Annotated in this window: 12 protein-coding genes and 1 pseudogene; 8 read left to right on the top strand and 5 right to left on the bottom strand. The window is 65.2% G+C overall.

Annotation, left to right across the window (positions count from 1 at the left end):
• Positions 1 to 12 precede the first annotated feature (12 nt).
• Positions 13 to 1791, bottom strand: coding sequence for an ABC transporter transmembrane domain-containing protein (locus SPHI_RS03325; RefSeq protein ID WP_096348715.1), 1779 nt, complete (start codon positions 1789 to 1791; stop codon positions 13 to 15).
• Positions 1792 to 1915: 124 nt separating this feature from the next.
• On the opposite strand from SPHI_RS03325, the gene SPHI_RS03320 reads away from it, so the two are divergent.
• Positions 1916 to 3148, top strand: coding sequence for a polyhydroxyalkanoate depolymerase (locus SPHI_RS03320; RefSeq protein WP_076743462.1), 1233 nt, complete (start codon positions 1916 to 1918; stop codon positions 3146 to 3148).
• Between the two features lie 66 nt (positions 3149 to 3214).
• Here SPHI_RS03320 and SPHI_RS03315 read toward each other — a convergent pair whose 3' ends face one another.
• From SPHI_RS03315 to SPHI_RS03305, 3 genes are all read right to left on the bottom strand, one after another.
• Positions 3215 to 3691 carry a pyridoxamine 5'-phosphate oxidase family protein gene (locus tag SPHI_RS03315; RefSeq protein WP_076743461.1) on the bottom strand — a complete coding sequence of 159 codons (477 nt, stop codon included), beginning with the start codon at positions 3689 to 3691 and terminating at the stop codon, positions 3215 to 3217.
• Positions 3692 to 4028: 337 nt separating this feature from the next.
• Positions 4029 to 5207 (bottom strand): acetyl-CoA C-acyltransferase, encoded by a 1179-nt coding sequence (locus SPHI_RS03310; RefSeq protein ID WP_076743460.1) that lies wholly within the window; start codon positions 5205 to 5207, stop codon positions 4029 to 4031.
• A 129-nt stretch (positions 5208 to 5336) separates the two neighbouring features.
• The gene (locus SPHI_RS03305; RefSeq protein ID WP_076743593.1) at positions 5337 to 5771 is read right to left on the bottom strand and encodes a MaoC family dehydratase; all 435 of its coding nucleotides are present in this window, start codon (positions 5769 to 5771) and stop codon (positions 5337 to 5339) included.
• A 259-nt stretch (positions 5772 to 6030) separates the two neighbouring features.
• On the opposite strand from SPHI_RS03305, the gene SPHI_RS03300 reads away from it, so the two are divergent.
• The gene (locus tag SPHI_RS03300; RefSeq protein WP_076743459.1) at positions 6031 to 6924 is read left to right on the top strand and encodes a crotonase/enoyl-CoA hydratase family protein; all 894 of its coding nucleotides are present in this window, start codon (positions 6031 to 6033) and stop codon (positions 6922 to 6924) included.
• Here the strand turns inward: SPHI_RS03300 and SPHI_RS03295 are convergent.
• Positions 6921 to 7697 carry a polysaccharide deacetylase family protein gene (locus SPHI_RS03295; RefSeq protein ID WP_076743458.1) on the bottom strand — a complete coding sequence of 259 codons (777 nt, stop codon included), beginning with the start codon at positions 7695 to 7697 and terminating at the stop codon, positions 6921 to 6923. The two genes, SPHI_RS03300 and SPHI_RS03295, sit on opposite strands and share 4 nt — an antisense overlap.
• Before the next feature lie 48 nt (positions 7698 to 7745).
• Between SPHI_RS03295 and rpiA the strand changes: the two genes are divergently transcribed.
• The 6 genes and pseudogenes from rpiA to SPHI_RS03265 all read left to right on the top strand — a co-directional run bounded on the left by rpiA (position 7746) and on the right by SPHI_RS03265 (position 14718).
• Positions 7746 to 8411, top strand: coding sequence for a ribose-5-phosphate isomerase RpiA (gene rpiA / locus SPHI_RS03290; protein ID WP_076743457.1), 666 nt, complete (start codon positions 7746 to 7748; stop codon positions 8409 to 8411).
• 230 nt (positions 8412 to 8641) lie between these two features.
• A complete protein-coding gene (gene tkt, locus SPHI_RS03285) occupies positions 8642 to 10702 on the top strand; it encodes a transketolase (protein WP_076743456.1) in 2061 nt (686 codons plus the stop codon).
• Positions 10703 to 10820: 118 nt separating this feature from the next.
• A complete protein-coding gene (gene tal / locus SPHI_RS03280) occupies positions 10821 to 11930 on the top strand; it encodes a transaldolase (protein WP_076743455.1) in 1110 nt (369 codons plus the stop codon).
• A gap of 74 nt (positions 11931 to 12004) precedes the next feature.
• Positions 12005 to 13051 (top strand): annotated as a pseudogene (gnd, locus tag SPHI_RS03275) (phosphogluconate dehydrogenase (NAD(+)-dependent, decarboxylating)); the annotation flags it as partial.
• A gap of 123 nt (positions 13052 to 13174) precedes the next feature.
• Positions 13175 to 13975 carry a Cof-type HAD-IIB family hydrolase gene (locus SPHI_RS03270; protein WP_076743453.1) on the top strand — a complete coding sequence of 267 codons (801 nt, stop codon included), beginning with the start codon at positions 13175 to 13177 and terminating at the stop codon, positions 13973 to 13975.
• The gene (locus SPHI_RS03265; protein ID WP_076743452.1) at positions 13972 to 14718 is read left to right on the top strand and encodes an HAD-IIB family hydrolase; all 747 of its coding nucleotides are present in this window, start codon (positions 13972 to 13974) and stop codon (positions 14716 to 14718) included. The genes SPHI_RS03270 and SPHI_RS03265 overlap by 4 nt, the downstream gene beginning before the upstream one ends.
• The last annotated feature ends 51 nt before the right edge of the window (positions 14719 to 14769 follow it).

Below are 14769 nucleotides of genomic sequence, written 5' to 3'. Positions count from 1 at the left end.
TTCCTCTCCCTCTTATGCCGCCTCGCTGAACTGGAGGCTGGCGAGTCGGGCGTATAGCCCGCTGCGCGCCATCAGCGCGGCGTGATTACCCTGCTCCACGATCCGCCCGCCGTCCATCACCACGATCCGGTCGGCCGCGCGCACGGTGGCCAGGCGATGCGCGATGACCAGCGTCGTGCGATCGGCCATCAGCCGCTCCAGCGCCTCCTGCACCAGCCGCTCGCTTTCCGCATCCAGCGCACTGGTCGCCTCGTCGAGCAGCAGGATCGGCGCATCGCGAAGCAGCGCACGAGCGATGGCGACGCGCTGGCGCTGCCCGCCGGACAGCCGCGCGCCGCCTTCGCCTAGGAAGGTGTCGAGCCCTTGCGGCAGATCGCGCAGGAATGCTGCGGCATTGGCGGCGTCGGCCGCGGCCCAGAGCGCATCGTCGTCGGCATCCCAGCGGCCGTAGCGCAGATTGTCGCGCGCCGAGGCGGCGAAGATCACCGTCTCCTGCGGCACCATCGCGATCCGCGCGCGCAAGGCAGCAGGATCGGCGTCGCGCAGATACACGCCATCGATCGACACATGGCCTGTCGCGGGATCGTAGAAGCGCTGGAGCAGCTGGAACAAGGTCGTCTTGCCGGCGCCCGACGGGCCGACCAGCGCAACCGTTTCTCCGGGTGCGACCGCAAGCGAGAAATCATGTAGCGCCGCCGCATCGGGGCGGGTGGGATAGCGGAACTCGACGCGGTCGAACGCCACTGCGCCGCGTGCGGGCTCCGGCAGCGCAACGGGGCGGGGAGGGGCAGCGATCTCGGGCGTTTCGGACAGCAGTTCGGCCAGCCGCCCGGCTGCGCCGGCACCGCGCAGCAATTCGCCATAAACCTCCGTTAATGCCCCGAACGCGCCGGCCACGATCCCGCCGGTGAGCACGAAAGCGGCGATCGATCCGCCGGAGATGCGGCCGGCGGCGACGTCGGTCGCGCCTTCCCACAACACCAGGGTGATCGAACCGAACACCAGCCCGATGACGATCGCAGTCATCATCGCGCGCAGTCTGATGCGCCGCTCGGCCGCAGCCATGGTGGCCTGCACCGCGCCGGTGAAGCGATCGCTCTCGCGCTTCTCCTGGCCGAACGCCTGAACGATCTTCATCGCGCCGAGCGTCTCGGTCACCATTGCGCCGACGTCCGCGACACGATCCTGCGACGTCCGCGAGTAGGTACGCACGCGCCGGCCGAGCAGCATGATCGGCAGGATGATGAGCGGAATGCCAAGTGTCAGCAGCCCCGCGAGCTTGGGCGAGATGGCAAACAGATAGATCAGTCCGCCGACGCCGGTGAAGGCGTTGCGCAGCGCGACCGAGACGGTAGTGCCGACCACCATTTCGATCTGCGCGGTGTCGGCCGTCATGCGGCTGGCGATCTCGGAGGGGCGATTCTCCTCGAAGAAGCGCGGGCTGAGCGTCAGCAGATGCCGCTGCACACTGGTGCGGATATCCGCCACCACCCGCTCGCCCAGCCAGGACACGAAATAGAATCGCACCGCCGTGCCGATCGCGAGCACCGCGACGATCATCAGCATGTAATGGAACGCGCCGGCCACAGCCTCGCCGCCGCCGGCGGTGAAACCCCGGTCGATGATGCGCTTGAAGCTGTAGGGGATCGCGATCGTCGCCGCGGAGGTGATCGCGAGCGCTGTCCATGCCGCGGCGATCTGCGCGGGGTAGCGCTTGGCGTGGCGCCAGACGAGCGCAAGATTGCCGATCCGGCGGGTGGGTTGCGGCTCTACGTCCGCGATACTGGCCATGGCGCCACCTAGCAGCGGCAGCACTGTGGCTCAACGGCCACCATCAAGGAGCAAACGGCTCTCGTTGTTCGTTGTGCAGTGCACAATGAGTACAATCCGGCCCGATCGTGCTACAGGATACCCGATGCTCTACGATGCTTATGAATTCAACCGCTCGCTGCTCGCCACGGCCAGCGCGATGGCCAATTTCAGCGCGGGCATGCTGCAAAACCCGGCAAACCCGTTCGCCTATTTCGGTGGCGGGCAGATCATGGCGTCTGCGCTGGAGGTGTTCGCACATGCGGCAGCATCACGGGGTAAGCCGGCGTTCGGGCTCGATCACACGACCATCGACGGTCGGGAAGTCGCCGTGGATGAGCAGATCGTGCTGCAAAAGCCGTTCGGGCAGCTGAAACGCTTCGTGCGTGACGGGGTCGAGGGCGGGCCCAAGCTGCTGATCGTCGCGCCGATGTCGGGTCATTTCGCGACATTGCTGCGCGGCACGGTGGAGCGGATGCTGCCGTTCGCGGACGTGTACATCACTGACTGGCGTGACGCGAAGTACGTGCCGCTCGCCGAGGGGCGCTTCGATCTCGATGATTATGTCGATTATCTCGTCGCTTTTCTGGAAGCGATCGGGCCCGATGGCGACAAGGGGAGCGCGCACATGCTGGCGGTCTGCCAGCCATCGGTGCCCTGCTATGCCGCCGCATGCCTGATGAGCGCGGACAAGCATCCCTGCCGCCCTAAGACGCTGACCATGATGGGCGGGCCGATCGACACACGCGAGGCGCCGACGGCGGTGAACACGCTGGCGACGGAACGGCCGCATTCCTGGTTCCAGCAGAATGTCATTGCCACCGTGCCGCACATGTATCCGGGCGCCGGGCGACAGGTCTATCCCGGTTTCCTCCAGCTCACCGGCTTCATGTCGATGAACCTCGGCAATCACATGATGAGCCATTGGGAGATGTTCAAACATCTCGTCCGCGGCGATGGCGAGAGCGCGGATGCGACCAAGGACTTCTACGACGAATATCGCTCGGTCTGCGACATGGCCGCGGAATATTATCTCCAGACGATCGACCTGGTGTTCCAGACGCATGCGCTGCCGAACGGGACGATGACGCACCGTGGCCGGCCCGTCGATCCGGCGGCGATCACCGACATCGGCTTGCTCGCAATCGAGGGCGAACGCGACGATATTTCAGGGCTGGGGCAGACCAAGGCGGCGCTGACGATCGCCACGGCGCTGCCGGAGGAGAAGAAGCGTTACTATATGGCCGAGGGTGTCGGCCATTACGGCATCTTCAACGGGTCGAAGTGGCGCGAGCGCATTGCGCCTGTGGTCGAAGACTGGATAACCGCCCACGATTGAAACCAACGTGATGCCGGAACGAGCCCGGCATGACGCCTTTGTGTGATCGTAACTGCCCCGGCTGGTTCAGGCGATCGATCCGACCTTGGCGTGGCTCGACGATTCCGAAGCGTCGATCGTCCCGCCGAACAGCATCTTCAGCCGCCCGCTAACCGCAACGTCAGTTTCCCACAGTTCGGCCGATGTGACGTCGAAGCGGTTGAGCCGCGCGTCGGCCTTGCCGTTCGGGAACCATGCCTCGACCCGATTGTCCCAGAGCTTGTCGAAGGTCGCCTGATCGGTTTCCTGCGACACACGGCCAGCCAGGCAGCCGAAGAAATCATGCCCCTTGCCGACGAACTGCGCCATCGCCGCGCCGCCCTTCGCGATGCGATTGTCGTGCGCCGAAAAGATGAACAGCGTGTTCGGCTGGGTATCGTCAAGCTTGACGTTCATCGGCTCGGAATGCTGGCCGCCCGTCAGCCCGATCATCACGAAAGGGCTTTCCTCCAGCTTCTTGAGGAATGTTTCCGCGACTTCCTGCGGGCTGTCGTGATTGGCCATTCATCGTCTCCTGCTGTGAATTTGTCGGGAGAACGAGAAGGACGTGGGTTGGTTGCGTTCCGTTAATCGCGCCGACATCGCGCGGGGCGGCAGCAATCCAACTGTTGCATGGGGAGGTGCAACTATGAGGCTCGCCGAATTGTGCCCCTTTTTGCTGGTGCCGTTCGCCTTTGCGATCTTGGTCTGACGGAAATCGAATCCAGCGGGAATTGAGGTGCCCGGCGGGGCTCGTACAGGAGCATGAGCCCTAAACGACTTGAGCCCCGGCCGTAGCAGCGGCCGGGGCTCATGGTCAGGTGCTTATGAAATACATCACGCGTCCCCGGCGAATGCTCAATTAAAGCACTTCGAACAACCCGGCCGCGCCCATGCCGCCGCCGACGCACATCGTGACAACGACGTACTTCGCGCCGCGCCGCTTGCCTTCGATCAGCGCGTGGCCCGTCATACGCGCGCCTGACATGCCGTAAGGGTGACCGATCGAGATCGCGCCGCCGTTGACGTTGAGCAGCTCATCAGGGATGCCCAGCTTGTCGCGGCAATAAAGCACCTGCACCGCGAACGCTTCGTTCAGTTCCCACAGGCCGATGTCGCTGGTCTTCAGGCCGAACCGCTCAAGCAGCTTGGGGATCGCGAAGACAGGGCCGATGCCCATTTCGTCAGGCTCGGTCCCCGCCACTGCCATGCCGACGTAGCGGCCGAGCGGGGTGAGGCCCTTCTTCTCGGCCAGCTTCTCTTCCATCAGTACGCTGGCCGATGCGCCGTCCGACAGCTGCGAAGCGTTGCCGGCGGTGATGTTGAGATCCGGCCCGAGCACCGGCTTCAGCGCCTTCAGGCCTTCCAGCGTCGTGTCGGCGCGATTGCCCTCGTCCTTCGACAGGGTGACTTCCTTATAGGAGACCTCCTTGGTCTCCTTGTTCACCACCGCCATGTTGGCAGTTACCGGAACGATCTCGTCGTCGAACTTGCCGGCAGCCTGCGCGGCAGCAGTCCGCATCTGGCTCTGGAAGCCGTACTCGTCCTGCGCATCGCGGCTGATGCCATAGCGCTTCGCGACCACTTCCGCGGTCTGCAGCATCGGCATGTAGATGTCCTTGTGCATTGCCACGAGCTCAGGGTCGGGCTGCACGCGCATCTGCGGCGTCTGCACGATGCTGATCGAGTCCACGCCGGCGCCGATCGCAACGTCCATATTGTCCACGACGATCTGCTTGGCGGCGGTGGCGATCGCCATCAGCCCCGACGCGCACTGCCGATCGAGCGACATGCCCGATACCGAGGTCGGCAGGCCCGCGCGCAACAGTGACGTGCGCGCGATGTTGGTCGCCTGTGCACCCTGCTGAAGCGCGGAGCCCATGATCACGTCCTGCACCTCGGCGCCGTCGATCTTGGCGCGCTCGACCGCGGCCTTCAGCGCGTGGCTGGCGAGGGTGGGCGACAGCATGTTGTTGAACGCCCCGCGATAGGCACGGCCGATCGGGGTGCGGGCGGTGGAAACGATAACGGCGGAACGCATGGATGGTGGTCCTTCAACTCCCCTCCCGCTTGCGGGGAGGGGTTGGGGGTTGGGCGTGTCGGTCAGGGGAAAGCGTGGTTATGGACAGCCCACCCCTGACTCCTCCCGCAAGCGGGATGGGAGATCAGATCAGGCAAAAACCTGAGTGATCCACTCGGCGATCATGGCCGGCTTCTCCGATCCTTCGATCTCCACCGTAGTCTCGGTGGTGAACTGATACTGGCCCGGACGCTTCTCCTCGAACTCGGTCAGCTTCGAACGCCCGCGCACCTTCGATCCCGACGGCACGGGCGCCAGGAACCGCACTTTGTTGCCGCCGTAATTGACGCCCATCTTCACGCCATCGAGCCGCGGCATGTTCGGGTTCTTGGCGGACAGCAGCGGCAGCAGCGACAGCGTCAGGAAGCCGTGTGCGATCGTCGTGCCGAACGGCGTTTCCTTGGCACGCACCGGATCGATGTGGATGAACTGGTGATCGCCGGTCGCGTCGGCGAACTTGTTGATCATCTCCTGCGTCACTTCGACCCAGTCGGACACGCTTTCCTTGCCGATCGCGGCCTTCATTTCGTCTGCGTTCACGACAAACTCCCCTTGGCTTCCTCGTCCCGTTCGCGGGTGCAGCGTATCTGTAGGCGCGACGGCAGCAGGGCCGCAAGCCTCCCTCGACCGGATGATGGAAAGTTGCACCGGGCAAGGGCGGGAATGGCGAACCGCATCTTCTAAAATGCCGCTACGGCACGCCCGCGCTTGCGCGGTCCACCATAAATAATGTTATGGTAGTGAAGACAGCTGCCGGAGGGGCGGCGCAAGGAGGAGAGGCGGCTTGGCATACGAGCAGATCATCTATGACGTGAAGGACGGCATCGCGACCATCACGCTCAACCGACCCGAGAAGTTGAATGCGTTCACCGGCACGATGATGGCCGAGATGATCGATGCGTTCGACAAGATCGACGCCGACGATGACGTGAAATGCGTGATCGTCACCGGCGCCGGCCGCGCCTTCTGCGCCGGGGCGGATCTGTCGGCGGGCGCCAAGACGTTCGACTATGACAAGCGCAGCGATCGTCCCGATCACGGCAGCGGGCAGGGCGGGCTGACCTATGAGATGGAAGAAGCGCGCGATGGCGGCGGCCGCCTGACGCTACGCATCTTCGAATGTCTGAAGCCGGTGATCGCGGCAGTGAACGGCGCGGCGGTCGGCGTCGGCTCCACCATGCAGCTGCCCATGGACATCCGCATCGCTAGCGATAGCGCGCGCTTCGGCTTCGTGTTCGCGCGGCGCGGGATCGTGCCGGAGGCAGCGTCCAGCTTCTTCCTGCCGCGCGTTGTTGGCATCAACCAGGCGCTGGAATGGTGCTACACCGGCCGGGTGTTCGATGCCCAGGAGGCGCTGAACGGCGGACTGGTCAAGCAGGTGGTGCCCGGCGGCGAGTTGCTCGCCGTCGCCAACGCGCTGGCGCGGGAGATCGCCGACAACACCGCGCCGGTCTCGGTCGCGCTCACCCGCCAAATGCTGTGGCGCGGTCTCGGCTTCCAGCACCCGATGGACGCGCACAAGATCGACAGCCGCGCGATCCTCGCCCGCGGTCGCTCGGGCGATGCCAAGGAAGGCGTCACGTCATTCCTGGAGAAGCGCACGCCGGCCTATCCCGACAAGGTGTCCGCCAACATGCCCGATTTCTTCCCGTGGTGGGACGAGCAGAAGTACGGTTAAGGATCAGGGTGGCGTTGGCTCCAGGCGACGATCTCGCCGAGTGGCGCCACCCAGATCTCCTTGTGCGCGCGCAGCCACGCGAGCAGTTCCTCATGCGCCTTCGCGGAGGTCTGCAGATAATCACCGCCAACGCCGTGGAAGACGTACACTGCCGTGCCGCCGTCGCGCATTGCTTCCTGCGCATAAGCGATCAGCTCCGCGCCGGTGACCGTTTCTTTGAAGCCGCGCCCGGCGATGCGCATCGGGTCGGCGATCACCGAAGAACGCGCGGCGGGCAGATCCGTCATCGAGCGCGCGTAGCTGACGATACCGGCGGTGGTCAGCGGCGCGAGATAATCTTGCCCGTTCACCGCGTTGACGGTGCAGGGGCTGGCGAAGCCATGTTTCTGCCGCCCGTCGATCGCGGTCAGCAGCACCTCCTGCCGTTCGATCTCGCGCACCATCTGCGCCGGCGTATAGGCCTCCGACGTGTAGCGCGGGTCTTCCGGATACGTTCCCACCGGGCAGGGGTGGAACATCGAATGGTTGGCGAGCTCATGCCCCTGGCGGGCTAGCGTGCGCCAGCGGTCGACGTGCTCGCGCTTCACGGTGCTGAGAAAGAAGGTACCTTTCAGCCCCGCGCGATCGAGCGCCGGTGCGGCAATGTCGAGCTGCGACGTGAGCGCATCGTCATAGGTGAGCGCGACCGCCGCCCTGGCGCCGTTCGGCCAGCGGGCCGCGGCCGGCGCGCCACAAAGAACGAGAGCAAATGCGAGAAGGCGAGCGATCGTCATGCCATCGGCTGTAGCCGCGTGGCCCACGGAAGCGCTAGAGGCCGACACATGAGCGTCGAGCAGGACAAGCGGCTGGCGGCCGAAGCGGCGGTGGCGGAGATATGCGACGGCATGATCGTCGGCCTGGGTACCGGATCAACCGCCGCTTTCGCGGTCGCGGCACTGGCGCGGCGCATCACGGATGGGCTCAAGGTAGAGGCAGTTGCCACCAGCAAGGCAACCGCGCAGGCGGCGATCGCGGCCGGTATCGCAGTGCGGGACTTCGCCGAGGTGCCGTCGCTCGACCTGGCGATCGACGGGGCCGACGAGATCGACGCCAGGCTATGGGCGATCAAGGGCGCAGGCGGCGCAATGCTGCGCGAGAAAGCGGTCGCGGCGGCAGCGAAGCGCTTCGTCGTGATCGCCGACGGATCGAAGAGCGTGGAGGCGATCGGAGCGGCTAAGCTGCCGGTCGAGGTGCTGCCGTTCGCCCTCAGCTTCGTTGTCGCCCGGCTCGAGGAACTCGGGGCGGCCGTGACCGTGCGACCTGATTACTGGACCGACAACGGCAATCTCGTGGCCGACTGCCGCTTCGCCGCTCTGGCCGATCCGCACGCGCTGGCGGGAGCGATCGACGCGATCCCCGGTGCGCTAGGCCATGGCCTGTTCCTCGATGAGGTGGATGCAGCCTATATATCCGCCGCCGGCGAGGTAACCCGTCGCGACCGCACCTAGTGCATCGTCATTCCCGCGAAGGCGGGAATCCATAACCGCTGCCCTCGCGGTTCCTGCGAGAACCTGCGCGTATGGATCCCCGCCTCCGCGGGGATGACGAGAGACCACTTCGTTACGCGACTGGAACGCGACGGAGCGAACGTCTAGGGGGACGGGGACTCGGCAACCGGGCATCGGCCCGCGCGTTCGATCCAAAGCCGTCCAGCGCCAAGAACTAGCGAGAGCCCCTGATGACCGACACCGCCACCCCTTTGCCTGCCGACGTCCACGAGGACGGCTCGCCCGAGCGGTTGCAAATCGACACGATCCGCACGCTCTCGATGGATGCAGTGCAGGCGGCGAATTCGGGTCACCCCGGAACGCCGATGGCGCTGGCGCCCGTCGGGCATACTTTGTGGACCAAGTTCCTGCGCTACGATCCCGCGCATCCGCACTGGCCCAACCGCGACCGCTTCGTTCTGTCCGTCGGCCACGCCTCGATGCTGCTATATTCGCTGATCCACCTCGCCGGCGTGAAGCAGCCCGACGGCGGGGAGGCGGTGAGCCTCGACGACATCCGCCAGTTCCGCCAGCTCAGCTCCAAGACGCCGGGCCACCCCGAATACAGCCACACCGTGGGCGTCGAGACCACCACCGGTCCGCTGGGCCAGGGCTGCGGCAATTCGGTCGGCATGGCGATCGCCGAGCGCTGGATGGCGGCGCGCTACAACCAGGACGGCTTCACCCTCTTCGACCATGACGTCTATTCGCTGTGCGGCGACGGCGACATGATGGAAGGCGTCGCGGCCGAGGCGGCCAGCCTTGCCGGTCACCTCAAGCTCTCCAACCTGTGCTGGATCTACGACAGCAACCACATCTCCATCGAGGGCGGCACCGATCTCGCCTTCGACGAGGACGTGGGCATGCGGTTCAAGGCATACGGCTGGAACGTCATCCACGTCGACGACGCCAACGACGTCGCCGCGCTGACGAAGGCTTTCGAGCAGTTCCGCGCTACCACCGACAAGCCGACGCTGATCATTGTCCATTCGGTGATCGGCTGGGGCTCCCCGCGCGCCGGCACCGAAAAGGCGCACGGCGAGGCTCTGGGCGAAGAAAACGTCAAGCTCACCAAGCAGGCGTACGGCTGGCCCGAGGACAAGAGCTTCTACGTCCCCGATGGCGTGCAGCAGGCCTTCGAGAAGGCGATGGTCGATCGCAGCGCGCCGCTGCGCGAAGCCTGGGAAGCAACCTACGAAAAGTACAAGAGCGCCCACCCGGAGCTCGCCGCCGAAGTGAATGCGATCCTCACCGGCACGCTGGTCGACGGCTGGGATGCGGACATTCCCACCTTCGACGCCGATGCCAAGGGCGTAGCCAGCCGCGATTCGAGCGGCAAGGTGCTCAACGCCATCGCCAAGAAGATGCCGTGGCTGATCGGCGGCTCGGCCGATCTCGCGCCCTCGACCAAGACCGACATCAAGGGCGAGGCCTCGTTCGAGGCGAGCAACTACGCCGGCCGCAACTTCCACTTCGGCGTGCGCGAACATGCCATGGGCTCGGTGGTCAACGGCATGGCGCTGTCGGGCCTGCGCGCTTACGGCAGCACCTTCTTCGTGTTCCTCGATTACATGCGCCCGCCGGTCCGCCTGTCCGCGCTGATGGAGCTCGGCGCGGTGTGGGTGTTCACGCACGATTCGATCGGCGTGGGGGAGGACGGTCCGACGCACCAGCCGATCGAGCAGATGGTGATGCTGCGCGCGACGCCGGGACTCGACATGTTCCGCCCAGGCGACGCCAACGAGGTCGCCGCGGCATGGCGCGCGATCGTCGAGGATCACAAGCAGCCCGCCGCTTTGGTCCTGTCGCGGCAAGCACTGCCGACGCTCGACCGCAGCAAATACGCCAGCGCCGATGGCGTGAAGCAGGGCGGCTATATCCTCGCCGACAGTGACGGCACGCCCGACGTGATCCTGATCGCCACCGGCAGCGAAGTGAGCCTCGCGATCGAGGCCCACGAGAAGCTGACGGCCGAAGGCGTGAAGAGCCGCGTCGTCTCGATGCCGAGCTGGTTCCGCTACGAGAAGCAGTCGGACGAGTACAAGGAAAGCGTGCTGCCGTCGACGGTATCCGCGCGCGTCGCGATCGAGATGGCGGGCGAGATCGGCTGGGATCGCTACGTCGGGCTGAAGGGCAAGACGATCACCATGTCGACCTTCGGCGCCTCCGCTCCGATCGCAAAGTTGGCGGACAAGTACGGCTTCACCGCGGATAACGTGGTGAAGGTGGCGAAAGAGGTCATGGCTGCCTAGCTTGTAACCACCCCCCCGTTCGGTCCGAGCGAAGTCGAGGACCGGGGCCGGACGGGACAGGCGTTATCCTGCGCCAACGTGTCTCGACTTCGCTCGACACGAACGGATGGAGACAGAAATGGGCAAGCTCAACGATCTCGCGAACCTCGGCCAGGCGATCTGGCTCGACTTCGTCGACCGCAAGTTCCTGGAAGAAGGCGGCCTCGAAAAGCTGGTTGCCGAGGATGGCGTGACCGGCGTCACCTCCAACCCATCGATCTTCCAGCAAGCGATGGGCAAGGGCACCGCGTACGACGGCACGCTTGCCGCGTTCGACAAGGAGAACCCCGGCGCCGCCACGATGGACCGCTACGAGCACCTCGCGATTCAGGACATCAAGGCCGCGTGCGAGACGCTGCGTCCGATCTACGACCGGCTGAACGCCAAGGATGGCTATGTCAGCCTCGAGGTGTCGCCTTATCTCGCCAACGACACGGACGGCACAATCGCCGAGGCCGAGAAGCTGTGGAAGGCGGTCAACCGCCCGAACCTGATGATCAAGATCCCCGGCACCCCCGCCGGCGTTCCCGCGATCGCCGCGACGATCGCCAATGGGATCAACGTCAACGTCACGCTACTGTTCTCGCAGGAATCGTATCAGAAGGTCGCGCTCGCCTATGTCGAGGGGCTCGAACAGCGCGTCGCCCGCGGCGAGCCGATCGATCGCATCGCCAGCGTTGCCAGCTTCTTCGTCAGCCGCATCGACAGTAAGATCGATGAGAAAATCGATGCGGGGGTCGGCGGTGACGAAGCCAAGGCGCTGAAGGGCAAGGTCGCCATCGCCAACGCCAAGATGGCGTACGCCTGGTATCAGGAGTTCATCGCCTCGGATCGCTGGCAAGCGCTCGCCGCCAAGGGCGCGCAGCCGCAGCGGCTGCTCTGGGCGTCGACTGGCACCAAGAACCCGGACTACCCCGATACGCTGTATCTCGACACGCTGATCGGCCCCGATACCGTCAACACCGTCCCGCCCAAGACGCTCGACGCCTTCCGGGAGCGCGGCACTGCGGGGGTAACGCTGACGCAGGATGTCGATGGTGCGCGCCAGGTGCTGGCGAATGCCGAGCGGCTGGGCTTGGACCTTGCCGGCATCACCGAAGCGTTGGTCGAGGAAGGCGTCGCGTCGTTCAGCAAGGCATTCGACGACCTGCTCGGCTCGATTCAAGCCAAGCAGCCCGCGGCGGCCTGAGACCAGACCCGGAACGAACGCCAACCCTCCACCGTTCGCCCTGAGCCTGTCGAAGGGCGTGTCACGAGCGTCACCGCCGGCGGCACGGGCTTCGACAGGCTCAGCCCGAATGGCAACTTCACGTGGAGCCTGAGAGTATGAAGATCGGCATCATCGGCCTCGGCCGCATGGGCGGCAACATCGCGCGTCGGCTGATGCGCGGCGGCCACGAGGTGGTCGTGTGGGATCGCAACACCGAAGCGGTCACCGGCCTTGCTGGCGAGGGCGCGATCGGCGCGGAGTCGCTGTCCGACATGAAAGGCAAGCTCGACAGCCCCGCGATCTACTGGGTCATGCTTCCCGCCGGTGCGCCCACCGAAGAAACGGTCGACGCTTTGTGCGCGCATGATTGCGCCGAGGGCGACATCATCATCGACGGCGGCAACACCTTCTGGAAGGACGACGTTCGCCGCGCCAAGACGCTGGCCGAAAAGGGCGTCCATTACGTCGACGTCGGCACCTCCGGCGGCGTCTGGGGGCTCGAGCGCGGCTATTGCATGATGATCGGCGGCGACAAGGAAACCGTCGACCTGCTCGATCCGATCTTCGACACGCTCGCGCCCGGCATTGGCAGCGTGCCGCGTACCCCCAACCGTGGCGAAGCCTGCGATCCGCGGGCCGAGAAGGGCTATATTCATGCCGGCCGCGCCGGCGCCGGCCACTTCGTGAAAATGGTCCACAACGGCATCGAATACGGCCTGATGCAGGCTTATGCCGAGGGCTTCGACGTCTTGTGGGGCCGTAACGTCGAGCATCTGCCCGAAGACGAGCGTTTCGATTTCAACATGGCGGAAATTTCCGAAGTCTGGCGCCGTGGCTCGGTCATCTCCTCGTGGTTGCTCGATCTCACGGCCTCCGCGCTGGCGCAGGACCAGAAGCTCGAGCAATTCTCGGGCAAGGTCGCCGATTCGGGCGAGGGTCGCTGGACGATCGAGGCGGCGATGGAGCAGGCGACGCCCGTCGCCGTCCTTACCACGGCGCTGTTCGCCCGCTATCGCAGCCGCATCGACGAAATGTACGGCGACAAGTTGCTGTCCGCCATGCGCTACGGCTTCGGCGGCCACGTCGAGATCCCGCAATGATCAGCCTCCGGCAAGCTGCTCCCCGGCGAAGGCCGGGGTCCAGTTGAGAGACGTAAGCGGCTCGATCGATCCGGCTCGTAACTCGACCCCGGCCTGCGCCGGGGAACTGCACAAGGTAACTGAATGACACTCGTCATCAGCGACGTCGACGGCACGCTCGTCGACAAGCAAAAGAAGCTCACCCCCGGTACGATCGCCGCAGTGAAGCGGCTGCAGGACGCCGGTTTCGGTTTCACGATCATCAGCGCGCGGCCGATGTCCGGTCTTGCGCCAATCGCCGACGAACTCGCGCTCGACGTGCCGATCGGCGCCTTCAACGGCGGGCTTGTCTATCGTCGCGATGGCGAGATCCTGTGCCACCATCTCGTTGACGAAACGGTTGCCCGCGGCGCGCTCGCCCTCGCCAGTGAGACGCCCGTCGACACCTGGGTCTTCGCCGACAACCAATGGTATGCCTCCAGCGTCGACAACCCGCACATGCCGAGCGAACGCGTGTCGTCCAATCAGGAGCCGGTGATCTGCAAGAGCTTCGCCGACCTGCTCGATCGGGCGGACAAGATCACCTTCGTCAGCGACGAACCTGCGCTGCTCGATACGCTCCGGGACCAGATTGTCGCCCGCTTCGAGGGTCAGGCAACGATCGTGAAGTCGCAAAGCTATTATCTCGACATCACCGCCATCGCCGCCAACAAGGGCGACGGCGTCGCCACACTGGCGCAGGCGATGGGCGTGCCGCTCGAACGCACGATCGTGCTCGGCGATCAGGCCAATGACATCGCCATGTTCGACCGCGCCGGCCGCGCCATCGCGATGGGCAACGCCACCGACGAGGTGAAGGCCAAGGCCGCCGACGTCACCACGGCGAACGACGCGGACGGCGTCGCGCACGCCATCGACCATTTCATCTTGGGGAGAATGATGTGAAGCAGCTCGTCGCCTTCGATCTCGATGGCACGCTCGCGGAGAGCAAGCAGGCGATCAAGGAGAATATGGGCGAGGCGCTCGCCGATCTGCTGGACGTCGCGCATGTCGCGGTGATCTCCGGCGGCGACTGGCCACAGTTCGACAAACAAGTTGCCAGCCGTCTGCCCGAACGCGCCGACCGGTCGAAACTGTGGCTGATGCCCACCACCGGCACCAAGCTGTTCGTCTTCCGCGACGGCAAGTGGGACACGGTCTATGCCGAGCTTTTCACCGACGAGCAGAAGCAGAAGATCCTCAAGGCGTTCGACGAAGCGCTTGAAGCGACCGGTTTCGCCCCCGAACAGACCTGGGGCGAGCGGATCGAGGATCGCGGCAGCCAGATCACCTTCTCCGCGCTTGGCCAGCAGGCGCCGATCCACGCCAAGGAAAGCTGGGATCCTGATTTCGCCAAGCGCAAGGTGATCCAGGCCGATCTCAAGAAGCGCTTGCCGGGCCTGTCGATCAACATGGGCGGCGCGACCTCGATCGACATCACGCAGGAGGGCGTCGACAAGGCCTATGGCCTCAAGCGCCTGCGCGACGAAAGCGGCATCCCGCTCGATTCGATGATGTTCGTCGGCGATGCGATCTTCCCCGGCGGCAACGACTATCCCGCCAAGGAACTCGGGCTCGATACGGTGCGCGTCCGCGATCCGCAGGACACGCTTGGCGTAATCGCCACCGTCGTGGCCTGCCAGAAGTAACTCAAATCCCCGTCACCGCGGCCTTGAGCCGGGGTCCCGCTGGCTGTGCAA

The sequence above is a fragment of the Sphingomonas jeddahensis genome (assembly GCF_001981525.1).
Taxonomy (GTDB): domain Bacteria; phylum Pseudomonadota; class Alphaproteobacteria; order Sphingomonadales; family Sphingomonadaceae; genus Sphingomonas; species Sphingomonas jeddahensis.
The sequence above is the reverse complement of the archived record's forward strand: the minus strand, read 5'-3'. Positions and strand labels throughout refer to the sequence as shown.